The organism is Klebsiella quasivariicola (assembly GCF_002269255.1).
Classification (GTDB): Bacteria; Pseudomonadota; Gammaproteobacteria; order Enterobacterales; family Enterobacteriaceae; genus Klebsiella; species Klebsiella quasivariicola.
This window is the reverse complement of sequence record NZ_CP022823.1, coordinates 4,309,850-4,334,811: the sequence shown is the minus strand read 5'-3', so window position 1 is coordinate 4,334,811 and position 24,962 is coordinate 4,309,850. Positions and strand designations below refer to the sequence as shown.

Genomic DNA, 24,962 nt, shown 5'->3' with positions numbered 1-24,962 from the left:
AGGATGCCGTCATTTTTCTGTCATCTCCCTTTTATAAAGTCTCCCTCGTTTTGTTTTTTTAAGTATTTTTTACATGGAGATGACAAAAGTGAAATTAAGCGCCCTGTTTATTGCCCTGCTGCCTCTGCTGGGCTCGCCGGTTATTCATGCCGAAACCACGGCTGCGCCGGTTCTGGAAAATCGCGCTGCGCAGGGGGATATCACCACCCCCGGCGGCGCGCGTCGTTTAACAGGCGATCAAACCGAAGCGCTGCGCGCCTCATTAATCAACAAGCCGGCCAAAAATATTATTTTACTGATTGGCGATGGTATGGGTGATTCGGAAATTACCGCGGCGCGAAATTATGCCGAAGGGGCGGGCGGTTTCTTTAAAGGAATTGACGCTCTGCCATTAACCGGGCAGTACACGCACTATTCGCTGGATAAAAAAACCGGTAAACCGGACTATGTGACCGACTCGGCGGCGTCCGCCACCGCCTGGACCACCGGCGTGAAGACTTATAACGGCGCGCTGGGCGTCGATATTCATGAGAACGCGCATCAGACCATCCTTGAACTGGCGAAAGCGGCGGGGCTGGCTACCGGCAACGTTTCCACCGCCGAACTGCAGGACGCGACCCCCGCGGCGCTGGTAGCGCATGTAACATCGCGTAAATGCTACGGCCCCACGGTCACCAGCGAAAAATGCCCCAGCAATGCGCTGGAGAAAGGGGGCAAAGGCTCCATTACCGAACAGCTGCTGAACGCCCGGCCGGATGTGACGCTGGGCGGCGGCGCGAAGACGTTTGCCGAAACGGCGACGGCGGGCGAGTGGCAGGGAAAAACCCTGCGCGAGCAGGCACAAGCGCGCGGCTACCAGATTGTGACCGACGCGGCGTCCCTTGCCGCTGCGACTGACGCCAGTCAGGCTAAACCGCTGCTGGGACTCTTCGCCGACGGCAATATGCCGGTACGCTGGGAAGGGCCGAAGGCGTCTTATCACGGTAATATCGATAAGCCGCCGGTGACCTGTACCCCAAACCCGAAACGCGACGCCTCGGTGCCGACGCTGGCGCAGATGACGGAGAAAGCGATTGACCTGCTGAGCCGCAACGAGAAAGGCTTCTTCCTGCAGGTGGAAGGCGCCTCCATCGATAAGCAGGATCATGCGGCGAATCCGTGCGGCCAGATCGGCGAAACGGTTGATCTCGATGAGGCGGTGCAGAAGGCGCTGGAATTTGCCAAAAAAGACGGCAATACCCTGGTGATCGTCACCGCCGACCATGCGCACGCCAGTCAGATCATCCCGGCGGATAGCAAAGCCCCGGGGCTGACCCAGGCGCTGAATACCCACGATGGCGCAGTGATGGTCATGAGCTATGGCAACTCTGAGGAAGAGTCGATGGAGCATACTGGTACCCAGCTGCGCATTGCGGCCTACGGGCCACACGCGGCTAACGTCGTTGGCCTGACCGATCAGACTGACCTGTTCTCAACTATGAAAGCTGCCCTGAGTCTGAAATAAGTCGCTGCCGGTGGCGAAATCGCGTCACCGGCTGGTTTTTTTTCTATCTGCGTCCAGACTTACAACGATCCACTCACAGAAGGATGGTGCGATGAAAATAACCTTACTGATGACCCTACTGTTTGGCTTGATCTTTATCAGCGCGGTTGGCGCGGCAGAAAAAACGCCCACTCCTCAGCAGCAAAAGATGACGGACTGCAATCAGCAAGCGTCAGCTAAAGCGCTGAAAGGAGAGGAGCGCAAAACCTTTATGAGCCAGTGTTTGAAAAAAGAGAGCACGACCTCGCAAGGAAAGGCGCTCACCCCTCAGCAGCAGAAGATGAGCGATTGCAGCAAAGCGGCCACAGCGAAATCACTGAAAGGTGATGAACGTAATACCTTCATGAGTACTTGCCTGAAGAAAGCCTGAAAAAAAGGAGCGCTCAGGCGCTCCCTTTTTACGTCTCAGGGCATGGCAGCCCATCTGTTCAGCTTCAGGAGCGGCTCAGTTGCTCTGATTTTTCCATGCACTGGGTGATGGCTTCGATCACCGCCGAGCGGAACCCTTTCTCCTCCAGTACGCGCACGGCTTCGATGGTGGTTCCGCCAGGGGAGCAGACCATATCTTTCAGCGCGCCCGGATGTTCACCGCTCTCCAGCACCATTTTGGCGGAGCCCATCACCGCCTGGGCGGCGAATTTATAGGCCTGGGCACGCGGCATGCCGCCGAGAACGGCAGCATCGGCCATCGCTTCGATAAACATAAAGACATAGGCCGGCGCGGAGCCGCTCACGCCCACCACCGGATGGATCATCGGCTCGGCAATTTGCTCCGCCTGGCCAAAGCAGCGGAACATGGTCAGTACTTCGGCCACATCTTCGCTGCTGACCAGCGCGTTTGGTGTCACAGAGGTCATGCCGGCGTTAACCAGTGACGGCGTATTAGGCATCGCGCGAATGATTTTGCGATCGTGACCGAGGGCGCGCGCCAGTTGCTCGAGCGTGACGCCAGCGGCGATGGACACCACCAGCGACTCTTTATTCAGGCTGGAGGCGATGTCGCCCAGCACTTTGGTCATAATCCCCGGCTTCACCGCGCCAAAGACGATATCGGCAATCTGCGCTACTTCCTGGGCGCTGGCGGCGGCGTTGATGCCATACTGGTCGCGTAGCGCCGCAACCTTGTCCGGCGACGGGGTGTAGACCCAGATTTGTCCCGGCTGTACCTGGCCGCTGGCGATCAGCCCACCCAGAATGGCCTTACCCATATTGCCGCAGCCGATAAAGCCAATTTTCTTATCCATCACCATTCCCCTCTGCTTTTTTCGTTACGATCTGATTAGCTTACCATCCTGGCGCTTTCCTGGGGGAGAAAAGCAGGTAACATTGGCGTCACTTATTGCAGGTAACAGGAGCTGGCATGGCCATTTGGGTGGATGCGGACGCGTGTCCGAACGTGATTAAAGAAATTTTGTTCCGCGCGGCAGAGCGGACCCAGACTCCGCTGACGCTGGTGGCGAACCAGCCGCTGCGCGTACCGCCGTCGCGCTTCATCCGCACCCTGCGGGTTGAGCAGGGTTTTGACGTGGCGGATAACGAAATCGTGCGTCAGTGCGCGGCGGGAGATTTAGTGATCACCGCCGACATCCCGCTGGCGGCGGAGGTGCTGGCGAAGGGCGGGGCGGCGCTCAATCCGCGCGGGGAACGCTACAGCGAGGCGACGATCCGCGAGCGGCTGACGATGAGGGATTTTATGGAGACATTACGGGCCAGCGGCGTTCAGACCGGCGGCCCGGATAGTTTATCGCAGCGCGATCGGCAACAGTTTGCCGCCGAGCTGGAGAAGTGGTTGCTGGCGGTTAAGCGTCAGCAGGATTAAACCCAGCTATCGTCATCGCTGCCAATATCATCGTCGCCAAAGCCGGAGTCGAAGTCGTCGTTCCAGGTATTGTCGGCAAGGAACTGATCGTCTCCCTGGCGGAACGGATCGTCACCCGCGGTGGCATCCTGCGCGGTGTCCGCCTCAGGCTGCGGTTTCTCTTCGATGATGTTAACGATCTCCTGCGGGTGCGAGCCGCTGAACATATTGGTCAGCATATTGCCCAGCACCACACCGCCCGCTACGCCTGCGGCTGTTTGCAGCGCGCCTGCCATAAAGCCGCCACCGCGTGCGGCAGCCTGCGGGGCATAGCTCTGCTGCTGTTGTTGCGGAGCATACTGCGGCTGGGCGCTGGCCTGCGGGCGACCGTATTGCTCCGCGCCTGGGATCGGGTCAGAACCGCGCGACGAGCCGCCACCGCCAAACAGACCGGAGAGGAAGCCGCCGCTGCTGGGCTTCGCCGCCTGCAGCTGACTGACCTGGCTCTCCAGCGCCTGGATGCGATCGTTGAGCTGTTTAATGGCGGCTTCCTGGATGAGAATGGTCTGCGCCATATAGTACGGTGCCGCCGGCTGCGCGCTGACGTGTTGGGCAATCCGCTCCTCGGCGCTGGTATCGCGCGATGCACTGTGTGCCTCAGCCTCTTTCAGCCGGGAAAACAGTCCATCAATAAGGCGTTGTTCTTCAGATTGCATGTTACATTCCTCTGTCACACTGTCGAATAGGCATCAGGGTGCGTCTGAAACATGATGTTGTAAATATGTTGCTTCGTAAAGCTATGCATAAATGTGTTACCGTTTACGCCAGTGGTGGATAAAAAATAACGCCCAGCAGAAAGTAAAGCTGGTTAAACACTAAATGCAATGATAAGTTTACATCAAGAACCCCTTTTCTCACTGTGGTAATGGGGTGTAAAGAAGTTGTGTAACGTTTTCTTTACTAATGCGTTGCGGAACAGACAGCGATAATACGTTCTTTCGTTTTTGATTATTTTGCGACAGACGGAACCAGGGGGTCTTCGGTCATGACACAGCCAATCTTTCTCATCGGGCCACGCGGCTGCGGTAAAACTACCGTCGGCCATGCGCTGGCGCGAGCGCGGCATTTTCAATTCTCCGATACCGATCATCGACTGCAGGCTCATGAGCAGCGGACGGTCGCGGAGATCGTGCAGGCGGAGGGGTGGACGCGTTTTCGCGAACTGGAGACCCTGTCGCTGAAGGCCGTGACCCTGCCGGATACGGTGATCGCCACCGGCGGCGGCATCATCCTCGCGGAATGTAACCGCCAGTTTATGCGGGAGAACGGCGTGGTTATCTATCTGCAGGCTTCGGTGTCGGCGCTGATAGACCGCCTGGAAGCCTACCCGAAAGCGGAACAGCGTCCGACGCTGACCGGGAAACCGGTACGTGAGGAAGTGGGGGAGGTGCTGGCGCAGCGCGAAGCCTTATACCGTGACGCTGCCCACCACATTGTCGATGCCACGGCTTCTCCTGATCGGGTAGTGGAGCAGATCATGACGATGCTGTGCGGTGCAGCGGCGACCCCGGTAAGTTAAGAATTTACTTACATTAAGGCGGCGAGGGGTGCCTATACTTACTAGTTCTGACGCCAGAAGAAGGAAGAACTATGCCAAACAGGCCCCCTTATCCGAGAGAAGCCCGCGTTGTCGCGGTAGAGAAAGGCCCTCAGGGCCAGACGGTCACCTGGTATCAACTCCGCGCGGATTACCCTGAGCCCGATTCGCTGATCAGCGAACATCCTACCGAGCAGGAAGCCGTGGATGCCAAGCGGCGCTATGAAGATCCTGACAAATCGTAACCCCCTGAGCCCGAATTGCCCGCCATGCTGGCAATATCGGGCGTATCTCACATTTTTTATTTATCAGTCGTACTAATGAATATCTAACACACGGATTTTTCAGGCACGTCGCTGTCGCCCGGCAATCTTTACATTCAGCCGTGGCGTACAGCTGCTACGCTTCTCGACGGTTGATTTTTACTCACCAGGGGGGCGAATGCTGTGTGTGGTAAGCCTGTGTTGAAGCAGTGGTAGTGAAAAGGTACATGATATGAGTAGTGCAACGATGGCAATTTTGACCATCGGCGTTGTGCCGCTGGCGGGAGTGTTGCCGCTCCTGACCGAACATATCAGGGAAGAACAGATCACCCACATTAGTCTGCTGGGCGATATGACGCATGCCGAGGTGGTGAAAGCCTACGCGGTGGGCGATGGCGAGCAGGGGCTGTTGACCCTGCTGACGGATGGTCAGCTGTTGATGGTGTCGCGAGAGAAAATTGAACGCGATATCCGCAGCGTGATCGCGATGCTGGATCGGCAGAACTATGATGTGATCCTGCTGCTAAGTTCGGAACCGCTAAGCAGCTTTGCGACGCAGCATGCGATCCTTCTTGAGCCGCAGCGGATCATCCCGCCGCTGGTGGCGTCGATCGTCGATGGTCACCAGGTTGGAGTGATTGTGCCGGTGGAAGAGATCATGCCCATGCAGCGGCAAAAATGGCTGTTGTTAGAAAAGTCGCCGTACTACGCCCTGGCTAACCCCTTTACCGGTAGCGACAGTGAATTATTAACCGCCGGCAAAGCGCTGCTCGAGCAGGGCGCCGATGTGCTGGTGCTCGACTGTCTCGGTTACTATCAGCATCATCGCGATGTGTTACAAAAAGCCCTCGATGTCCCGGTTTTGCTGTCGAATGTGCTGGTTTCCCGACTGGCGGCAGAACTATTGGTCTAATGTGTTAATTTCACGTGACAGGGGCAAGGAGCGCCCCCTATATTGAGCCTTTCAACGACGATCAGAAGGGCTTGTTTATGCTTCAAAGCAATGAATACTTTGACGGAAAAGTGAAATCCATTGGCTTCACCAGCAGCAGTACCGGTCGCGCCAGCGTTGGCGTGATGGCGGAAGGAGAATACACCTTCGGGACGGCGCAGCCGGAAGAGATGACGGTGGTCAGCGGGGCGCTGAATGTTTTGCTGCCGGGTGAGACTGAGTGGAAAGTTTACGCCGCCGGCGAAGTCTTCAATGTGCCAGGCAACAGCGAATTCCATCTGCAGGTGGCTGAGCCAACCTCTTATCTGTGCCGCTATCTGTAAGCCAGTGCGATCCCCGGCGTCTGCCGCCGGGTGGTTTTTTTTCTTCCTGCCTGGCAGGAAGGAAAGCGGCGCTTAGCGCTGTGCTTCGCCGCCGAGCCCTTCCACCAGGCTCTGAATCAGAGCAGCCAGCTCGCCAGTCATTAAGATAAAGTCGGCGTCAAAACGCTGGGCGAAATCTTCCCGATCGATATCTTCGTTTTGATCGCGCAGTTCATCGCAGAACTTCAGGCGCTTAATCGACGCGTCATCGCAGATCATAAACTGAATACGCTGCTGCCAGTCCAGCGCCAGCTTGGTGACGACCTTTCCGGCCTCAATGTGCACGGCGATTTCGTCGCTGACCAGATCCTGCTTCTTGGCGCGGATCACGCCGCCATCTTCCAGCATCGCTTTCAGCTCGGCTTCATCCAGCAGCTGGAAGCCCTGCGCCACGGTGCCGGAGCGGACCCATTCGGTCAGCGTCAGCTCAATCGGATTCTCCAGGGTCAGCGGCACCACCGGCAGCGAGCCGAGGGTTTTACGCAGCAGGGCCAGGGTATCCTCCGCTTTCTTCGCGCTGGCGCAGTCGACCATGATCAGGCCGTTGACGGTGTCGATCCACATCATTGTCTGGCTGAATCGGCTGAAGGCGCGCGGCAGCAGCGAGTGCAGCACTTCATCTTTCAGGGAATCTTTCTCGGTCTTCTTCAGCTTGCGGCCCTGATCGGCTTCGAGCTTCTGGATCTTCGCCTCCAGCGCCTGCTTAATCACCGGCGACGGCAGGATCTTTTCTTCTTTACGCGCGCAGATAATGATCTGGCCGTTCGCCGTATGCGTCAGCGCGTCGCTGTGCGATCCCATCGGCGATACCCAACCGGTTTTCGCCATATCCTGGCTGCCACAAGGGGTAAATGTCAGCTCGGCCAGCTGTTTTTCCATCTCCTCGGCGCGCAATTCGATATCGCGGCTGAGACGGTAAACCATTAAATTTTTGAACCACAGCATGATAATTTCCACGGCTTTGTCGTTAAATCAGGCGGGCATGATAGCGAATTGTCGCTATGCTTGCATTGTTAATCGGGCTGAGGAGCAGAGCGTGCGTATTGGTATTGATTTAGGTGGAACAAAAACCGAAGTGATAGCCCTGAGCGACCAGGGAGAGCAGCTGTTTCGCCACCGGTTACCCACGCCGCGTGAGGACTACCGGCAAACTATTGAGACTATTGCTACCCTGGTAGCGATGGCCGAGCAGGCGACCGGACAGCAGGGCACCGTGGGGATGGGCATTCCTGGCTCGATTTCGCCTTATACCGGCGTGGTGAAAAACGCCAACTCGACCTGGCTCAACGGCCAGCCCTTTGATAAGGATCTCAGCCTGCGCCTTGAGCGTGAAGTTCGGCTGGCCAACGACGCCAACTGTCTGGCGGTGTCGGAAGCGGTGGACGGCGCGGCGGCGGGGGCGCAAACGGTGTTCGCGGTGATTATCGGCACCGGCTGCGGCGCGGGCGTGGCGCTCAACGGGCGGGCGCATAGTGGCGGCAACGGCACGGCCGGCGAGTGGGGGCACAACCCGCTGCCGTGGATGAACGACGATGAGCTGCGCTACCGCGCGGAAGTCCCTTGCTACTGCGGTAAACAGGGATGTATCGAAACCTTTATCTCCGGCACTGGCTTCGCCACCGACTATCAGCGGCTGAGCGGCAAAGGGTTAACCGGCAGCGAGATTATGCGCCTGGTGGGCGAGGGTGACGAAAAGGCCGAACTGGCGCTGAGCCGCTATGAACAGCGGCTGGCGAAATCGCTGGCCCACGTGGTGAATATTCTCGACCCGGACGTTATCGTGCTGGGCGGTGGGATGAGCAACGTCGAGCGCCTGTATCAGACGGTGCCGGACCTGGTGAAACAGTGGGTCTTCGGCGGCGAGTGCGAAACGCCGATCCGCAAAGCGTTGCACGGTGACTCCAGCGGAGTACGCGGCGCGGCCTGGCTGTGGCCGCTCCAGGGGAACTAAACTGCACCCCCTCACCCCGGCCCTCTCCCAGTAGGGAGAGGGAGAAAAGCGGTACGGTGCGGGTGGTTGAGACGGTGGCCGGGAACCCCTTGTCTCTTGCCGGGGGAGGAGAATCGCAATAGCGTGCGAAACTACAGACCGGCGCCGGAGGGTTCCCTCTCCCTCGGGAGAGGGGAATCGCAATAGCGTGCGAAATTACAGACCGGCGCCGGACGGTTCCCTCTCCCTCCGGGAGAGGGGAATCGCAATAGCGTGCGAAACTACAGACCGGCGCCGGACGGTTCCCTCTCCCTCCGGGAGAGGGTTAGGGTGAGGGGACATTGCAATAATTAGGACCTCATTCCACCGCAAACGCTCTGTCCAGCCGGCTATAGCCCAGGCCGTTTATCTTCTTCACTTTGATCTGCACCGGAATACGTTCCTTCATTGCCTCCACATGGCTGATTACCCCGATAATTTTACCGCTGGCGTTAAGGGCATCCAGGGCGTCCAGCGCCGTGTCGAGCGTTTCGCTGTCGAGGGTGCCGAAGCCTTCATCAAGAAACAGGGAGTCAATCCGCGTCTTATGGCTCACCAGGTCTGACAGCGCCAGGGCCAGCGCCAGGCTGACGAGGAAACTTTCGCCGCCGGAGAGGGTGCGGGTGTCACGCACCGCGTCGGCCTGCCAGGTATCGACAACCTCCAGCTCCAGCGCCTCGCTGGCCTTGCGTTGCAGCAGATAGCGGCCGTGCAGGCGGTTGAGCTGCTGGTTTGCCAGCCAGACCAGATTATCGAGGGTCAGCCCCTGGGCGAATTTGCGGAACCGGTCGCCGGTGCTGGAGCCGATCAGTGAGTTGAGATAGCTCCAGTCGTCCGCCAGCTGCGCCGCCTCTGCAATCTGCTGCCCCAGCGCCTGCTGCTGCTGACGACTCGCTTCGTCCTGCCTGAGCTGCTGGCGGATCTCACCCTGGCGGGTGGTGTTGTCCCGCAGCCGCTGGGCAAGGGCGTGCAGCTGCGTTTGCAGGGTGGGGATGTCCGTGTCCGTCCCTTGCGGCCGCAGCGCCAGATGCGCCTGTTGCTGCCGGGTCGCCTGCTCGCAGAGCACCGTCGCCTGCTGGAGCTGCTGCTCCAGCGTCTGTTTTAACTGCGTCAGCCGCTGGGCGGTCTCGTCATCCAGTAGCGCGGCGAGGAACGCCTCCCGATCGCTGAAGCGGCTGGCGGCCAGGGCAGCCGTGAATTGCGTCTGTGACTGGTCCAGACGCGCCGTTTCTTCGATCTCCTGCTGCTGCTGGGCGACAAGCTGGCTGTGCAGCGACAGGCATTCCTCGTGGATTTCACGCCAGTTGTCGGGGATAACCGGCTCAGCCTCCGCGTCATCCTCATCGCCGGGGGGCAGCGTATCGAGCAGCGGTTTCAGGGCGGCGATCTGCTCCTGGAGCACGCCATGCTGCGTCTGTTGCGCCTGCCACCGGGCAAATTCATTTTCACGAGCGTGCAGCCAGGCGGCTTCTGCGCCTTCTTCCGGCAGGCTGAGCGACAGCGTCAGCAGGGCGTTCTCCAGCCCCTGGCGCGTGGTCTCCAGCTGCTGGTGAGCCTGGCGCTCCAGCGCCTCCTGATCGTTGAGCTGGCTCTGCAGCATCAGGCGCTGGCTGAGCTCATAAAGCTGCTGCTCGTAGCGCGCCTGCTCCTGCATCCAGTCGTTTATCTCTTGCGCAATATCCCGCGTGACCTGCAGCGAGGCGCAGGTCTCCTGCCACGCTTTAGTGAGCGCTTGCTCTTCCTCTGTGAGCCGTCGGGCCGCTTCGGTCTCACGCTGGAGCTGTTGCGTCAGGGCGTTGACCTGCCCGAGGACCAGCAGACCTTCTTCTTTCAGCGCGGCGACCTCTTTTTCCAGCGCATCGCGGCGACGCTGGTTATCCGTGACCGTCAGCGAAGCGTATTGTTCAATCGCCGGGTGTTCACAGGCGCCGCACAGCGGGCAGGGTTTACCCGCTTCGAGCCGCGCGCGGTAGCCTTCCAGATCTTTAATCGTTTCTTCCCGCTGGCAGAGCGCCTTCAGGTCGAGATAGTGCTGGTTTTTGTCTTTATATTGCTCCCGACGTTGCGTGAGGGTGGCATTGAGTTTTGCCTGCTCCGTTTGCGCCTGCTGGATGTTCTCGGCGCTCTGCCGCAGGCGTTTGTGCAACTGCTGATGCTGTTCATGCAGCGAGACCAGCCGCTGGCGCAGCGGCCGCGACTGCGTTTGCTGCGCCATCGCCGCCGCGACGTCCTCTGCGGACAATGACAGGGAGCTGGCCGGCAGAGCGGCCAGCTTCTGGCGCAGCGCGGCCAGGCGGGTGGTCTGAGCCGCCAGCTGCTGTTTATCGCGCATCAGTTGCGAAAATTGCGCCCGCCAGCCGGCAATTTCCTGGCCCCATAAGCGGAATCGATCATGGGCCGTCAGCCACTGCGCCAGCTCCGTCAGTTCAGCCTGACGCTGCTGCTGGGTGCGCAGGGCGCCCTGACGAATGCGCGCGCGCTGCGCGGTGCTGGCAAGTAAGCGAGCATTTACTTCGTTGATCCGCTGGCGGGTTTTCGCCAGACCAGCTACCTGTTCCTGCTGACGCTCCCACAGGGGACGTAACTGGGCGGCGGGCTGGGCCAGCTCAAGCTTCGCCAGCGTCGGGGCGGCGTCGGCCAGCGCCTGGCGGGCCCGCTGCTGTCGGGTGACCGCCTCCTGCTGCTGTTGCGCCAGTTCGTCGCGGCGGGTCAGCCACTGGAGCTGCTGCTGTTGGCTTTGCTGCTGTACCAGCAGAGCTTTTTCTTCGTCAGTAAGTACCTGCAAACTTTCCTGCAGCGCCTGCTGCTGGGCCTCCGTCAGCAGAACGATACCCGCCGCCTGGGCTTCGAACTTCTCCAGCGCGTGGCGAGCAGCTTTGTGCTGTTCGTAGACCATGGCTGAAATCTGGCCGTAGATTTCCGTGCCGGTCAGCTCCTCCAGCAGCTCCGCGCGATCGCTCGGCTTCGCGTTCAGGAAGGCGGCAAATTGCCCCTGGGAAAGCAGCATCGAGCGGGTGAAGCGGCCATAGTCGAGGCCGGTAAGCGTCGCGGTTTGTTCCAGCTTATCCGAAACCTTATCGGCGAGGATTTTGCCGTCGGCGCAGCGCGCCAGCTCGACGCGGGGTGCCTGCAGATTGCCATCCGGCTGGTTACGCGCCCGATTCTGGCTCCAGAAAGCGCGGTAGGCGATGCCTTTGACTTCAAATTCCACCTCCGCCAGACACTCGGCGGTATCGCGGGTCATCAGATCGTTTTGCGACTGGGAGACTTTATTCAGGCGCGGCGTCTCGTGATAAAGCGCCAGGCAAATGGCATCGAGCAGGGTGGTTTTGCCGGCGCCGGTGGCGCCGGTAATAGCAAACAGGCCGTTGCTGGCAAACGGCTCGGCGGTAAAGTCTATCTTCCATTCGCCCTTCAGGGAGTTGAGGTTTTTCAGTCGCAGGCTCAGGATTTTCATGCGTTTTCGTCCTCCGCGGTGAGCGTATGCAGCGTATGGGTGAACAGCTCATGCAGCCGGGCGCGCTTGTCATCGTCAATCTCGGTCAGCGCCAGCCGACGCTCAAACACCTCCTCCACCTTCAGTTCGCTGAGGGTCTCCCGCTGGGCGCCAAGCAGAATTTTCTCGCGCTGCTCGCGGCTGCGGCGTACCAGCAGCACTTCCACCGGCAGATCCTCCGTCAGCGCCTGAATATGACGCTGAATATCGTGCAGGTAGTCCTCGGTGGTGATTTCGATATCCAGCCACACCGGCGGGTCCTGCTCGACGCCGCGCCACTGCTCCAGTCGGGCGGTGATGGCGGCCAGATCGCCTTTGATCACCGCCAGCGGCTGGGTAACGGGGACTTCCAGCGTCTCTACGGCGCTGAGTCGCCCGTCGTTAAAGCTCACCAGGTGCACCGATTTCGCTTTGCCGGTTTCATCAAAGCTCAGCGGCAGCGGCGAACCGCTGTAGCGGATGTGTTCGCAGCCGCCGACCACCTGCGCACGGTGGATATGGCCCAGCGCAATGTAGTCGGCAGGGGGGAAGTGTTGCGCCGGAAAGGCATCGAGTGTGCCGATATAAATGTCGCGAACGGCATCGCTTTTACTGGCGCCGACGGTGGTCAGGTGGCCGCTGGCAATGATGGGCAGCGGCCGATCGCCGCGCAGCGCGCAGGCCTGCTGATACTGCTGCTGATAATAGTCGCTGATGGCGTGCAGCAGTTGTTGCTGCTTTTCCCGGCCGGAGTGGCCGGCCTGGCTGGTCACCAGTTCGCGCGGGCGTAAAAACGGCACCGGGCAGAAGATGGCGCCCGGGGTGCCGTCGCGCAACGGCAGCTCAATAGGCGCATGGCCAGCGTTCGCCACCACGGTGGTGTGTAAAAAGGCGAGGATATCGCGCGATTCATTGAGCATCGCCACTGAATCGTGATTGCCCGCCAGCACCACCAGGCGACAGCCGGTCTGCTGCAGCTGGACGACGAAACGGTTATACAGTTCGCGAGCGTAGCTTGGCGGTGAGCCGGTATCAAAAATATCGCCGGCTACGATAATGGCGTCGACTTCATACTCCTGCGCGCGGGCCAGCAGCCAGGTCAGGAAGGCATCATGTTCGGCGGCGCGGCTTTTGCTGTAAAAATTCTGGCCCAGGTGCCAGTCGGAGGTGTGAAGGAGGCGCATAAATCTTCCCTAGCGAAAAAAGCATGGGCGGCAGTATACCATTTGTCGGCGGGGGGTAAGTCCGCGCCGTGCTTCAAAATACCCGATCATCAGATCGTCATTTTTTTCATAAATCTGTCACAAAAGTGACGCATAATGACGCCGCACTCCTATACTGATGGCTAAAAAACACAGGGTAAATAATGGCGAGAAGAATTCTGGTCGTTGAAGATGAAGCTCCAATCCGCGAAATGGTCTGCTTTGTTCTGGAGCAAAATGGCTTTCAGCCCGTTGAGGCGGAAGATTATGACAGCGCGGTGAATCAACTCAATGAACCCTGGCCTGATTTGATTCTCCTTGACTGGATGCTGCCGGGTGGTTCGGGGCTGCAGTTTATTAAGCTGCTCAAGCGTGAGGCGATGACGCGGGATATCCCGGTGGTGATGCTGACCGCGCGTGGGGAAGAAGAAGATCGCGTTCGCGGTCTGGAGACCGGCGCGGACGACTACATTACCAAGCCTTTCTCTCCGAAAGAGCTGGTGGCGCGGATCAAAGCGGTGATGCGCCGCATTTCGCCAATGGCGGTGGAAGAGGTGATTGAAATGCAGGGTCTGAGCCTCGATCCCTCGTCGCACCGGGTGATGACTGGCGAAAGTCCGCTGGACATGGGACCGACGGAATTTAAATTATTGCACTTCTTTATGACCCACCCGGAGCGAGTGTACAGCCGCGAGCAGCTGCTGAACCACGTCTGGGGAACCAACGTCTATGTGGAAGACCGTACGGTGGACGTCCATATTCGCCGCCTGCGCAAAGCGCTGGAACACAGTGGCCATGATCGCATGGTGCAAACGGTTCGCGGCACGGGCTATCGTTTCTCCGCCCGTTTCTGAATTTCGACAGGAGTGTGACCCGTGCTGGAACGGCTGTCATGGAAAAGGCTGGCGCTGGAGCTCTTTTTAGCGTGTATTCCGGCCCTGATTCTGGGGGCATTTTGGGGGCATTTGCCGTGGTTTTTACTGGCGGCAGTGACCGGTTTGCTGATCTGGCATTTCTGGAATTTGATGCGTTTATCGTGGTGGCTATGGGTAGATCGGAGCATGACTCCCCCGCCTGGCCGCGGTAGCTGGGAACCGTTGCTGTATGGTCTGCATCAGATGCAGATGCGTAATAAAAAGCGTCGACGTGAGCTGGGAAGCCTGATTAAACGCTTTCGCAGCGGCGCGGAATCGCTGCCGGATGCGGTCGTCCTGACCACGGAAGAGGGGGCCATTTTCTGGTGTAATGGCCTCGCGCAGCAGATTTTAAACCTGCGCTGGCCGGACGACAGTGGTCAAAATATTCTCAACCTTCTGCGCTATCCCGAGTTCGCCAACTATCTGAAACAGCGTGATTTTTCTAAGCCACTCAACCTGGTGCTCAATAACGCTCGCCATCTGGAAATTCGCGTGATGCCTTACACCGACAAGCAGTGGCTGATGGTGGCGCGCGACGTGACGCAGATGCATCAGCTGGAAGGGGCGCGGCGAAACTTTTTCGCCAACGTCAGCCATGAACTGCGCACCCCGCTGACGGTGCTGCAGGGCTATCTGGAGATGATGCAGGAGCAGGTGCTGGAAGGGGCGACCCGGGAAAAAGCCCTGCACACCATGCGTGAGCAAACCCAGCGTATGGAAGGTTTAGTAAAGCAGCTGCTGACGCTGTCGCGTATTGAAGCCGCACCGGCGCTGGCGATGAATGACCGCATCGACGTACCGATGATGCTGCGGGTGGTGGAGCGTGAGGCGCAAACCCTCAGTCAGGATAAGCAGACGTTGTTTTTTACTGTCGATGAACACCTTAAGGTGCTGGGCAATGAAGAGCAGCTGCGCAGCGCCATTTCTAACCTGGTTTATAACGCGGTGAACCACACCCCGCCGGGGACCGAAATTCGCGTCAGCTGGCAGCGAACGCCGCAGGGGGCGCTGTTCAGCGTTGAGGATAATGGACCGGGCATTGCACCGGAGCATCTTCCCCGCCTGACCGAGCGTTTTTATCGGGTGGATAAGGCTCGCTCCCGACAAACCGGCGGCAGCGGCCTGGGTCTGGCGATCGTCAAACACGCGGTTAACCATCATGACAGCCGGCTGGAAATCGACAGTACGGTGGGCAAGGGAACCCGTTTTAGTTTCCTGCTTCCGGAACGATTAATTGCCAGAAACGACGACTGAACGGCGCGCTGTCAGCTTATCTTGCCAATGACCAGCTTCTGCTGGTCATTTTCATTGGCAGTCGTTTTTTGCTCGCCTATTTAATGAACGTGTGCTGCTTTTTTGTTCGCATGATAAGCCACAGGTTTTCCATCAATATGGTAAATGATTCTGGCATGAAAGGCATAACCAGCATAATCATCTGCTTTTGCGATCGTGCCTTGCTTTAAAACGTTATAAGCGTTTAAATTGCGCCAGCGCAGTCGATGACAGACTGCTTTTGCGTGGTAATACCAAAAACAATTCTTTCCCACGCCGCTTCGGGAGCATATCTCGCTAAGTTTACCGGCAATGGCCGCTGTATCGTCCCTGAGAGGGGAGCGCGGTATTTTTCCATTTATTTACAACACCACATCCACAGGCAGTAATGAATTTATGACCCATCAGTTAAAATCTCGCGACATCATAGCGTTGGGCTTTATGACCTTCGCGTTGTTCGTTGGCGCAGGCAACATTATTTTCCCTCCGATGGTGGGCTTACAGGCGGGCGAGCACGTCTGGACGGCGGCGATCGGCTTTCTGATCACTGCGGTGGGGCTGCCGGTGCTGACGGTGGTCGCGCTGGCGAAAGTTGGCGGCGGCGTTGAAAGCCTGAGCACCCCGATTGGTAAAGTGGCGGGTATCCTGCTGGCGGTGGTGTGTTATCTCGCGGTGGGACCGCTGTTCGCGACCCCGCGTACCGCAACCGTCTCCTTTGAAGTTGGGATTGCCCCGCTGACCGGCGACGGTCCGCTGCCGCTGCTGATCTACAGCGTTATCTACTTCGCGCTGGTGATCCTGGTTTCGCTCTATCCGGGTAAACTGCTGGATACGGTCGGCAATTTCCTTGCGCCGCTGAAAATTATTGCCCTGATCGTGCTGTCGGTTGCCGCCATCATCTGGCCGGCGGGCCCGATTAGCGATGCGCTGGAAGCGTATCGTACCGCGCCATTCTCCAATGGCTTCGTCAACGGCTACCTGACCATGGACACCCTCGGCGCGATGGTGTTCGGGATCGTCATTGTCAATGCGGCACGCTCTCGCGGCGTCAGCGAAGCGCGTCTGTTGACCCGCTACACCGTCTGGGCTGGCCTGATGGCGGGCGTCGGTCTGACCCTGCTGTACCTGGCGCTGTTCCGTCTGGGCTCTGACAGCGCCACCCTCGTGGACCAGTCCGCCAACGGCGCGGCGATCCTCCACGCCTATGTGCAGCATACCTTCGGCGGGGCGGGCAGCTTCCTGCTGGCGGCGCTGATCTTCATTGCCTGTCTGGTGACGGCGGTAGGCCTGACCTGTGCCTGCGCTGAGTTCTTTGCCCAGTATCTGCCGTTCTCCTATCGCACGCTGGTGTTTATCCTCGGCCTGTTCTCGATGGCAGTTTCCAACCTCGGCCTGAGCCACCTGATTCAGGTGTCGATTCCGGTACTGACCGCTATCTATCCACCGTGTATCGCACTGGTTGTATTAAGCTTTACCCGCGGTTGGTGGCATAATTCGTCCCGCGTTATCGCACCGGCCATGTTTATCAGCCTGATGTTTGGTATCATTGACGGGATTAAGTCATCGGCGTTTGCCGCAATTCTGCCGGGCTGGACCGCGCGTCTGCCGCTGGCGGAGCAGGGCCTGGCCTGGCTGATGCCCACCGCCGTGATGGTGATCCTCGCGGTGATTTGGGATCGCACTGCCGGACGTCAGGTGACTTCCAGCGCGCATTAACTGGCGTTGAGGACAAGCGTTTAACCACGGGACTTCGGGTTCCGTGGTTTTTTATTTTTTGTGTTAAACGGCATTGAAAAGACCACGATGGAAAGTAGTAACAAGCTTAAGCGCGGGCTAAGCACCCGGCATATCCGCTTTATGGCCCTGGGTTCCGCCATCGGCACCGGGCTTTTTTACGGCTCAGCCGACGCCATTAAGATGGCCGGACCCAGCGTACTGTTGGCCTACATTATCGGCGGCGTCGCGGCATATATTATTATGCGGGCGCTCGGTGAGATGTCGGTGCATAACCCTTCCGCCAGCTCCTTCTCCCGCTATGCCCAGGAAAACCTTGGCGGTCTGGCGGGCTATATCACCGGCTGGACCTACTGCTTTGAAATTCTGATCGTCGCCATCGCTGACGTTACCGCCTTTGGTATCTATATGGGCGTCTGGTTTCCGACGGTGCCGCACTGGATCTGGGTGCTCAGCGTAGTGCTGATCATCTGCGCCGTTAACCTGATGAGCGTTAAGGTGTTTGGCGAGCTGGAGTTCTGGTTCTCATTCTTCAAAGTGGCCACTATCATCATCATGATCCTCGCCGGTTTCGGCATCATTATCTGGGGGATCGGCAACGGCGGCCAGCCGACGGGGATTCATAACCTGTGGAGCAACGGCGGCTTCTTCAGCAACGGCTGGCTGGGGATGGTGATGTCGCTGCAGATGGTGATGTTCGCCTACGGCGGCATCGAAATCATCGGTATTACCGCCGGTGAGGCGAAAGACCCGGAGAAATCTATTCCGCGCGCCATTAACTCGGTGCCGATGCGCATTCTGGTGTTCTATGTCGGCACGCTGTTCGTCATTATGTCCATCTATCCGTGGAACCAGGTGGGAACCGACGGCAGTCCCTTTGTCCTCACCTTCCAGCATCTGGGCATTACCTTCGCGGCCAGTATTCTTAACTTCGTGGTCCTCACGGCTTCGCTGTCGGCGATTAACTCTGACGTGTTTGGCGTGGGCCGTATGCTGCACGGCATGGCTGAGCAGGGCAGTGCGCCCAAAGTGTTCGCCAAAACCTCGCGTCGCGGTATTCCGTGGGTGACGGTGATGGTGATGACCATTGCGCTGCTGTTTGCGGTGTATCTCAATTACATCATGCCGGAAAACGTCTTCCTGGTGATCGCCTCTCTGGCCACCTTCGCCACCGTATGGGTATGGATTATGATCCTGCTGTCACAGATTGCCTTCCGCCGCCGTCTGTCGCCAGAAGAGGTCAAGGCGCTCAAGTTCAAAGTCCCTGGCGGGGTGGTGACCACGGTGATTGGTCTGCTGTTCCTGGCCTTTATTATCGCCCTGATCGGCTATCATCCTGATACCCGTATCTCGCTGTACGTCGGTATAGCATGGATCGCCCTGCTGCTGTTGGGCTGGGTCTTTAAGACCCGCCGTGAGCGCCGTCTGGCGCAGGCGCAGTAATCAACACCGCCCCGGTCAGCACAGCGCGACCGGGGCGGCTTGTGGTATGGCGTCCTCCCCCGTTATCCTCCCCCAAAAAATCCTGTGACGATGAGTTCTGCGCCTGATGGCTATGGCAAGGTGTGCCCATTCTGCACAATGAGGATTCACGATGTTGAAGGCATGGCACCTTCCGGTTGCACCCTTTATCAAGGTGCAACAGGACCGACTGTTTATTACCCTGTGGTTAAGCGGTGAGGCGCTGCCGCAGCGGGTTACGCTGCGCGCGGAAGAGGATAACGAAGAGCTGTCGCTGCCGATGCAGCGGCTCCGTCAGGCGCCGCAGCCTGGCGTGGTGGCATGGCGCGGTGAAATCTCTCTCGCCAGCGGTCAGCCGCGCCGTCGCTACAGCTTTAAGCTGCTGTGGGCCGACCATCAGCGCTGGTTTACGCCACAAGGTTTCACCCGCTTCCCGCCGGCCAGGCTGGAGCAGTTCGCCATTGACCTGCCGGATGCCGGCCCGCAGTGGGTGGCCGATCAGGTTTTCTATCAGATTTTCCCCGATCGCTTTGCCCGCAGCGCCGCACGTGAGGCTGACCAGGATGCAGTCTATTACCATCATGCGGCGGGACGGGAGATTGTGCGCAAGGCGTGGGACGAACCGCTAACCGGCGAAGCGGGCGGGTCGACGTTCTACGGCGGCGATCTCGACGGCATCAGCGAAAAACTTCCGTATCTGAAGCAGCTCGGCGTCACCGCCCTCTATCTGAACCCGGTTTTCGCCGCCCCCAGCGTGCATAAATACGATACCGAGGATTATCGGCGCGTCGATCCGCAGTTTGGCGGCGACGCGGCGCTGCTCCGGCTGCGCCACAACACCCAGCGGGCGGGGATGCGCATGATCCTCGACGGCGTGTTCAACCATACCGGCGATTCCCATCCCTGGTTCGACCGCCACCAGCAGGGCAGCGGTGGCGCTGGCCATTCCCCGGATTCGCCGTGGCGCGACTGGTTTACCTTCTCAGAGGAGGGGCAGGCGCACAACTGGTTGGGCTATGCCAGTCTGCCGAAGCTCGACTATCGGTCGACCAGCCTGGTCAACGAGATCTATGCCGGTGAGGACAGCATTGTACGCCACTGGCTGAAGGCGCCGTGGAGCATGGACGGCTGGCGCCTGGACGTGGTGCATATGCTGGGCGAAGGCGGCGGGGCGCGGAATAACCTGCAGCATATCGCCGGCATTACCCAGTCGGCGAAGCAAGCGCAGCCGGAAGCCTTTGTCTTTGGCGAACATTTTGGCGACGCGCGCCAGTGGCTGCAGGCGGATGCCGAAGATGCGGCGATGAACTATCGCGGCTTTACCTTCCCGATCTGGGGATTCCTTGCCAATACCGATATCTCCTACGATCCGCAGAAGATAGACGCCCAGACCTGTATGGCGTGGATGGATAATTATCGCGCCGGACTGTCGCATCAGCAGCAGCTGCGGATGTTTAACCAGCTCGACAGCCATGATACGGCGCGCTTTAAATCTCTGCTGGGCAAAGACGTGGCGCGCCTGCCGCTGGCGGTGGTGTGGCTGTTCAGCTGGCCGGGGGTACCGTGCATTTACTACGGCGACGAGGTGGGGGTGGATGGCAATAACGATCCGTTCTGCCGTAAACCGTTCCCGTGGGACCCGGCGCTGCAGGATACCCAGCTGCTGGCGCTGTATCAGCGAATGGCGAAACTGCGTAAGGCCCACCAGGCGCTGCGCTACGGCGGCTGTAAGGTGATTTACGCCGAGGATAACGTGGTGGTGTTTGTCCGCGTCTACAAACAGCAGCGGGTGCTGGTGGCGATTAACCGCGGGGAAGCCTGCGAAGTGGTTATCGAGGATTCCCCGCTGCTGAATGTGGCCGGGTGGACGCTGCAGGAGGGCGCTGGCGCCTTCCAGGACGGGGTGCTGACCCTCCCGGCTATCTCCGCCAGCGTCTGGTCAGGCCGTTAACGGTAGAGCTGGCTCAGCAGGTCGTCGTCGAGGAGTGCCTCCCGCCACCAGCGCTGAGCCAGCCCATCATTCCCGCTGCGCCAGGCCATATAGGTAATATCCTTTTCCCGCCAGCTGGCGACGCTTTTTTCCACCAGACTGCCTTTTTCCAGCCACGGGCGGGCGATATGACGCGGCAGAAAGCCGCAGCCCAGCCCGGCGCACAGCAGTTCGACTTTACTGCTGAAATCATCGACGCCGATTTGCGGCTGCTCGTCGAGAAGATTGCTGTTCAGCGGATGGCAGTAGCGGGCGCTGTCGCGGATCACGATGGCCCGATGCTGGCTGAGCTGTTTATTGGTCAGCGGCCCCTTCGCCTGAGCCAGCGGGTGGTCCGGGGCGACCACGAAGAGATTATCCAGCGTGCCGAGGGTTTGCCATGACCACTCCGCGGAGGTGGGCGGCTCATTGATGGCGCCGAGAATGATATCCGCGCCATGATGGGTCAGCTCTTCCCACGAACCGGCGAGGGTATGATGGCTGAAGTTCAGTCGCGTCTGCGGGTTTTGCGCGTAAAACTCGGCGATCAGCGGCAGCAGGGCAGAAAAAGGAAACGAGGCGTCAAGGGCGATGGCTAGCTCTCGCTCCCAGCCCGCGCTCAGCTGCTGGGCCTGCTTTTCCAGATCTCTGGCGGCGTTCAACAGCTGCCGCCCCTTCTCCAGCATCAGCCGGCCGGTATCGGTAAATTTTGCCCGATGGCCGGAACGATCCAATAGTACGATGTCCAGATCGCTCTCCAGCTTCTGGATCATATAGCTCAGGGCGGCAGGGGTTTTATACAACGACTCCGCGGCGGTGGCGAAAGAGCCGTGTCGGTCCAGGGCATCAAGGATCATCAATACATCAAAGTTTACGCGCATGTGAAGCTATCCATTAATTTGTTTTCCCCTGTTGTACCTAAGCGCAATAATCAAAGCCAGTGAATAAATCAGAACAGTTTGACGTAAAAATTTGATTAAAACCGACGTGAATAAATTTCGGTCGCGGCAAAAAATATAAACCATAAAAAAACCTTAATAAGTTGTTAGAAATTACTGGCTATACTCAACATGCTTTATCACTCAGGATCCACACGACACATTAACCATCATGTCATCTTGTTAACTCATTGATTAATAGGGTATTTAATGTCTATTCGTGAACTGCTCGATCCCACTAATTCCGCGCTTATCTTTATTGACCACCAGCCGCAGATGTCATTTGGCGTGGCGAATATCGATCGCCAGACCCTGAAAAATAACACCGTGGCGCTGGCGAAAGCCGGTAAAATTTTCAATGTGCCGATGATTTATACCTCCGTAGAGACCAAAAGCTTTAGCGGTTATATCTGGCCGGAATTATTGGCTGTACACCCTGACGTGAAGCCGATTGAACGTACCTCAATGAACTCCTGGGAAGACGACGCGTTTGTCGCCGCGGTGAAAGCGACCGGCCGTAAAAAACTGGTGATCTCCGCCCTGTGGACCGAAGTCTGCCTGACGTTCCCGGCGCTGATGGCGCTGGAAGCGGGCTATGAAGTTTACGTGGTGACGGATACTTCCGGCGGCACCTCCGTTGACGCTCATGAGCGTTCCATTGATCGGATGGTGCAGGCGGGCGCCGTGCCGGTGACCTGGCAGCAGGTGCTGCTGGAGTACCAGCGCGACTGGTCACGCAAAGCGACCTACGATGCGGTAATGGATCTGGTGCGCGAACACAGCGGCGCCTACGGGATGGGCGTGGATTACGCTTATACCATGGTGCATGGCGCGCCGGAGCGTAAAGCGTAAATCACTTTATCCTTCAGGCTGCCTCTTTGTTGGCTGCGTTTGTCCGCCCCGCTCACTGACTTATGTCAGCTCGCCGGGACGAACGAACTTGCCGCCTCGACGCAGCATGAATGATGTTGTGTATGGTCATCTATGGCTAATGGCGGGAACCATCCTGCCATTTCCCTGAAGCAAGGAACTCGTCATGGCGCAGCAAAAATCGGTGACCCTGGTTATCAGCCATCTGCTCGATCCGCAACACAGCCAGCGCTACGAAGAGTGGCTGGGTAAAATCATGCCCATTGCGGCAGAATTTCCCGGCCATCTCGGGGCGAATGTGATCCGTCCCGCCGCAGGGCAGAATCTGTGGAGCGTCATTATCCGCTTCGACACGCTGGAGCACCTCTACGCCTGGACGCAGTCGGAAACCCGCCGTCAGCTGGTGGCTGAGATTGCCCCGCTGCTGACGGAAGGCGATCGGACGGAAGTGCGGACCGAACCGGCCTTCTGGTTTACCCCGCCGGCGGCGAACGTACGCCAGCCGCGGCGCTGGAAACAGTTTCTGATCACCCTGCTGGTGATTTTTCCCAGCACCAACCTGGTGCCTGCGGTCACTGGCACACTGTTACCGTCGCTTAAAGGAAGCCTGCTGCTGCACCTCATCAATGATGCCTGCGTGGTTGCGCTGGTGGTCTGGTTCTGGATGCCCATCGTGACCCGCCTGTTTGCTGGCTGGTTAAAGAAAAACTGAGTCAGCCTCCTCAAGGAGTGCGTTATGTCGCAAACTGCCACACTGATTCTGACCCACGGTCAGATTCATACCCTCGATCGCGCGAACCCGCTGGCGGAAGCCGTGGCCATCGCCGACGGAAAAATTGTTGCCACCGGCAGCCACGCTCGGATCATGAGCTTTGCCGCCGAGGGGACGCAAATCGTCGATCTCAAAGGGCATACGGTGATCCCGGGCCTCAACGATTCGCACCTGCACCTGATCCGCGGCGGGTTGAACTACAACCTTGAACTCCGCTGGGAGGGCGTCCCCTCGCTGGCCGATGCCCTGCGCATGCTGAAGGATCAGGCCGATCGCACACCCTCCCCGCAGTGGGTGCGAGTGGTCGGCGGCTGGAGCGAATTCCAGTTCGCTGAACGGCGGATGCCGACGCTGGAAGAGCTGAACGAGGCGGCGCCTGATACGCCGGTGTTTGTGCTCCATCTCTACGATCGCGCGCTGCTGAACCGCGCGGCGCTGAAAGCTGTGGGTTATACCAAAGAGACACCGGATCCGGCGGGGGGAGAGATCGTCCGCGATAGCCACGGCAACCCAACCGGGATGCTGATCGCTAAACCGAACGCCATGATCCTCTACGCCACCCTGGCCAAAGGGCCGAAGCTGCCGCTGGAACTGCAGGTGAACTCCACCCGCCAGTTTATGCGCGAGCTGAACCGACTGGGGCTGACCAGCGCCATCGACGCCGGGGGCGGCTTCCAGAACTATCCGGAAGATTACGAAATTATCGAACAGCTGCATGCGAAAGATCAGATGACCGTGCGCATCGCCTACAACCTGTTTACCCAGCGGCCGAAGCAGGAGCAGGACGATTTCGAGCGCTGGACCGATATGCTGAAGCCGGGGCAGGGCACCGACTTCTATCGCGCCAACGGCGCCGGCGAGATGCTGGTGTTCTCGGCGGCGGATTTTGAAGATTTCCTGCAACCGCGGCCGGATCTGCCGCAAGGCATGGAAGATGAGCTGGAGCGGGTAGTGCGCCATCTGGTGGAGCATCGCTGGCCGTTCCGCCTGCATGCCACCTATGATGAGTCCATTAGCCGGATGCTGGACGTGTTTGAGAAGGTGAACCGCGACATCCCGTTCAATGGCCTGCACTGGTTCTTCGATCATGCCGAGACCATTACCGAACGTAACATTGAGCGGGTGAAGGCGCTGGGAGGCGGCATTGCGGTGCAGCACCGGATGGCCTTCCAGGGCGAATATTTTGTCGATCGTTACGGCAAAGAGGCGGTGAAACATACCCCGCCGGTGGCGAAAATGCTGGCGCTGGACGTGCCGGTAGGGTTGGGTACCGATGCCACCCGCGTCGCCAGCTATAACCCGTGGACCGCGCTGTACTGGCTGGTCTCCGGGCGCACCGTTGGCGGAATGGCGATGTACGATGACGATAATCGTCTGCCACGCGATGTCGCGCTGGAGCTGTGGACGGCGGGCAGCGCCTGGTTCTCCAGCGAGCAGGGCAAGAAAGGCCGCCTGGCCGCCGGTCAGCTTGCCGATCTGGTGGTGCTGTCGAAAGACTACTTCAGCGTCGCGGAAGAGGAGATCAAAGGCATTGAGTCGGTGCTGACGGTAGTTGACGGCAAAGTGGTGTACGCTGCCGGTCACTTTTCGCCGCTGGCGCCGCCGCCCATTCCGGTGCTGCCGGAGTGGTCACCGGTGGTGAAGGTCCCAGGCCATTACCGTTCCGCCCCGCCGGCGGCGGCTAAAATCGGCGCCATGGTGCAGATGCACCAGTGCTGCGGCAGCTGCGGCGTTCACGGCCATCAGCATGACATCGCGCGCAAGTCATCGATCCCGGTCGCCGATGAGCAAGCTTTCTGGGGCGTGCTGGGCTGCTCCTGCTTTGCCTTCTGATACTGACGTCTCCGCCCCGGCAGCTTCGGGGCGGA

General features: G+C 58.9%; 22 protein-coding genes. 16 read left to right on the top strand and 6 right to left on the bottom strand.

Annotated features, from left to right (window positions below):
• Positions 1–73: 73 nt before the first annotated feature.
• Entirely contained in the window at positions 74–1,504 is a 1,431-nt protein-coding gene (phoA, locus tag B8P98_RS21940) for an alkaline phosphatase (protein ID WP_025710609.1), read from the top strand.
• Between the two features lie 91 nt (positions 1,505–1,595).
• Positions 1,596–1,913: a PsiF family protein gene (locus B8P98_RS21935; RefSeq protein ID WP_025710610.1), complete on the top strand. Its 318-nt coding sequence runs from the start codon at positions 1,596–1,598 to the stop codon at positions 1,911–1,913.
• A gap of 64 nt (positions 1,914–1,977) precedes the next feature.
• On the opposite strand, the gene proC is transcribed toward B8P98_RS21935, so the two are convergent.
• Entirely contained in the window at positions 1,978–2,787 is an 810-nt protein-coding gene (gene proC, locus B8P98_RS21930) for a pyrroline-5-carboxylate reductase (RefSeq protein WP_025710611.1), read from the bottom strand.
• Positions 2,788–2,903: 116 nt separating this feature from the next.
• Here proC and B8P98_RS21925 point away from each other — a divergent pair, with 116 nt between their 5' ends.
• Positions 2,904–3,362, top strand: coding sequence for a YaiI/YqxD family protein (locus B8P98_RS21925; RefSeq protein ID WP_080897016.1), 459 nt, complete (start codon positions 2,904–2,906; stop codon positions 3,360–3,362).
• On the opposite strand, the gene B8P98_RS21920 is transcribed toward B8P98_RS21925, so the two are convergent.
• A complete protein-coding gene (locus B8P98_RS21920) occupies positions 3,359–4,057 on the bottom strand; it encodes a DUF2076 domain-containing protein (RefSeq protein WP_087806149.1) in 699 nt (232 codons plus the stop codon). The genes B8P98_RS21925 and B8P98_RS21920 overlap by 4 nt on opposite strands.
• 329 nt (positions 4,058–4,386) lie before the next feature.
• Between B8P98_RS21920 and aroL the strand changes: the two genes are divergently transcribed.
• From aroL to ppnP, 4 genes are all read left to right on the top strand, one after another.
• Entirely contained in the window at positions 4,387–4,920 is a 534-nt protein-coding gene (aroL, locus tag B8P98_RS21915) for a shikimate kinase AroL (protein WP_080897015.1), read from the top strand.
• Positions 4,921–4,991: 71 nt separating this feature from the next.
• On the top strand, positions 4,992–5,183 hold the full coding sequence (locus B8P98_RS21910; RefSeq protein ID WP_002890278.1) for a YaiA family protein: 192 nt from the start codon (positions 4,992–4,994) through the stop codon (positions 5,181–5,183).
• A 250-nt stretch (positions 5,184–5,433) separates the two neighbouring features.
• Complete coding sequence (locus B8P98_RS21905; RefSeq protein ID WP_087806147.1) at positions 5,434–6,114, top strand: AroM family protein; 681 nt, start codon at positions 5,434–5,436, stop codon at positions 6,112–6,114.
• A 77-nt stretch (positions 6,115–6,191) separates the two neighbouring features.
• Entirely contained in the window at positions 6,192–6,476 is a 285-nt protein-coding gene (gene ppnP, locus B8P98_RS21900; protein WP_002890284.1) for a pyrimidine/purine nucleoside phosphorylase, read from the top strand.
• 72 nt (positions 6,477–6,548) lie between these two features.
• Here ppnP and rdgC read toward each other — a convergent pair whose 3' ends face one another.
• On the bottom strand, positions 6,549–7,460 hold the full coding sequence (gene rdgC / locus B8P98_RS21895) for a recombination-associated protein RdgC (protein ID WP_025710616.1): 912 nt from the start codon (positions 7,458–7,460) through the stop codon (positions 6,549–6,551).
• A gap of 91 nt (positions 7,461–7,551) precedes the next feature.
• Between rdgC and mak the strand changes: the two genes are divergently transcribed.
• A complete protein-coding gene (mak, locus tag B8P98_RS21890; RefSeq protein ID WP_087806145.1) occupies positions 7,552–8,466 on the top strand; it encodes a fructokinase in 915 nt (304 codons plus the stop codon).
• A 337-nt stretch (positions 8,467–8,803) separates the two neighbouring features.
• Here the strand turns inward: mak and sbcC are convergent, their stop codons facing one another.
• Both sbcC and sbcD read right to left on the bottom strand, forming a co-directional pair.
• Positions 8,804–11,941, bottom strand: a complete 3,138-nt coding sequence (gene sbcC / locus B8P98_RS21885) for an exonuclease subunit SbcC (protein WP_087806143.1) — start codon at positions 11,939–11,941, stop codon at positions 8,804–8,806.
• Positions 11,938–13,143 carry an exonuclease subunit SbcD gene (gene sbcD, locus B8P98_RS21880; RefSeq protein WP_087806141.1) on the bottom strand — a complete coding sequence of 402 codons (1,206 nt, stop codon included), beginning with the start codon at positions 13,141–13,143 and terminating at the stop codon, positions 11,938–11,940. Before sbcD ends, sbcC begins: the two co-directional genes overlap by 4 nt.
• Positions 13,144–13,325: 182 nt before the next feature.
• Between sbcD and phoB the strand changes: the two genes are divergently transcribed.
• The 5 genes from phoB (at position 13,326) to malZ (ending at position 20,496) form a co-directional block, all read left to right on the top strand.
• On the top strand, positions 13,326–14,015 hold the full coding sequence (gene phoB, locus B8P98_RS21875; protein ID WP_004204861.1) for a phosphate response regulator transcription factor PhoB: 690 nt from the start codon (positions 13,326–13,328) through the stop codon (positions 14,013–14,015).
• A gap of 21 nt (positions 14,016–14,036) precedes the next feature.
• Positions 14,037–15,332, top strand: a complete 1,296-nt coding sequence (phoR, locus tag B8P98_RS21870; RefSeq protein ID WP_080924517.1) for a phosphate regulon sensor histidine kinase PhoR — start codon at positions 14,037–14,039, stop codon at positions 15,330–15,332.
• A 414-nt stretch (positions 15,333–15,746) separates the two neighbouring features.
• Positions 15,747–17,066 carry a branched-chain amino acid transporter carrier protein BrnQ gene (gene brnQ / locus B8P98_RS21865; RefSeq protein WP_025710621.1) on the top strand — a complete coding sequence of 440 codons (1,320 nt, stop codon included), beginning with the start codon at positions 15,747–15,749 and terminating at the stop codon, positions 17,064–17,066.
• Between the two features lie 87 nt (positions 17,067–17,153).
• Complete coding sequence (gene proY, locus B8P98_RS21860) at positions 17,154–18,527, top strand: proline-specific permease ProY (protein WP_025710622.1); 1,374 nt, start codon at positions 17,154–17,156, stop codon at positions 18,525–18,527.
• Between the two features lie 151 nt (positions 18,528–18,678).
• A complete protein-coding gene (gene malZ, locus B8P98_RS21855; protein WP_087805729.1) occupies positions 18,679–20,496 on the top strand; it encodes a maltodextrin glucosidase in 1,818 nt (605 codons plus the stop codon).
• On the opposite strand, the gene B8P98_RS21850 is transcribed toward malZ, so the two are convergent.
• The gene (locus B8P98_RS21850) at positions 20,493–21,395 is read right to left on the bottom strand and encodes a LysR family transcriptional regulator (protein WP_025710624.1); all 903 of its coding nucleotides are present in this window, start codon (positions 21,393–21,395) and stop codon (positions 20,493–20,495) included. The two genes, malZ and B8P98_RS21850, sit on opposite strands and share 4 nt — an antisense overlap.
• Positions 21,396–21,662: 267 nt before the next feature.
• Between B8P98_RS21850 and B8P98_RS21845 the strand changes: the two genes are divergently transcribed.
• From B8P98_RS21845 to B8P98_RS21835, 3 genes are all read left to right on the top strand, one after another.
• Entirely contained in the window at positions 21,663–22,304 is a 642-nt protein-coding gene (locus tag B8P98_RS21845; RefSeq protein WP_025710625.1) for a hydrolase, read from the top strand.
• Between the two features lie 184 nt (positions 22,305–22,488).
• The gene (locus tag B8P98_RS21840) at positions 22,489–23,034 is read left to right on the top strand and encodes an antibiotic biosynthesis monooxygenase (RefSeq protein ID WP_025710626.1); all 546 of its coding nucleotides are present in this window, start codon (positions 22,489–22,491) and stop codon (positions 23,032–23,034) included.
• A 24-nt stretch (positions 23,035–23,058) separates the two neighbouring features.
• Positions 23,059–24,927: an amidohydrolase gene (locus B8P98_RS21835; protein ID WP_025710627.1), complete on the top strand. Its 1,869-nt coding sequence runs from the start codon at positions 23,059–23,061 to the stop codon at positions 24,925–24,927.
• The last annotated feature ends 35 nt before the right edge of the window (positions 24,928–24,962 follow it).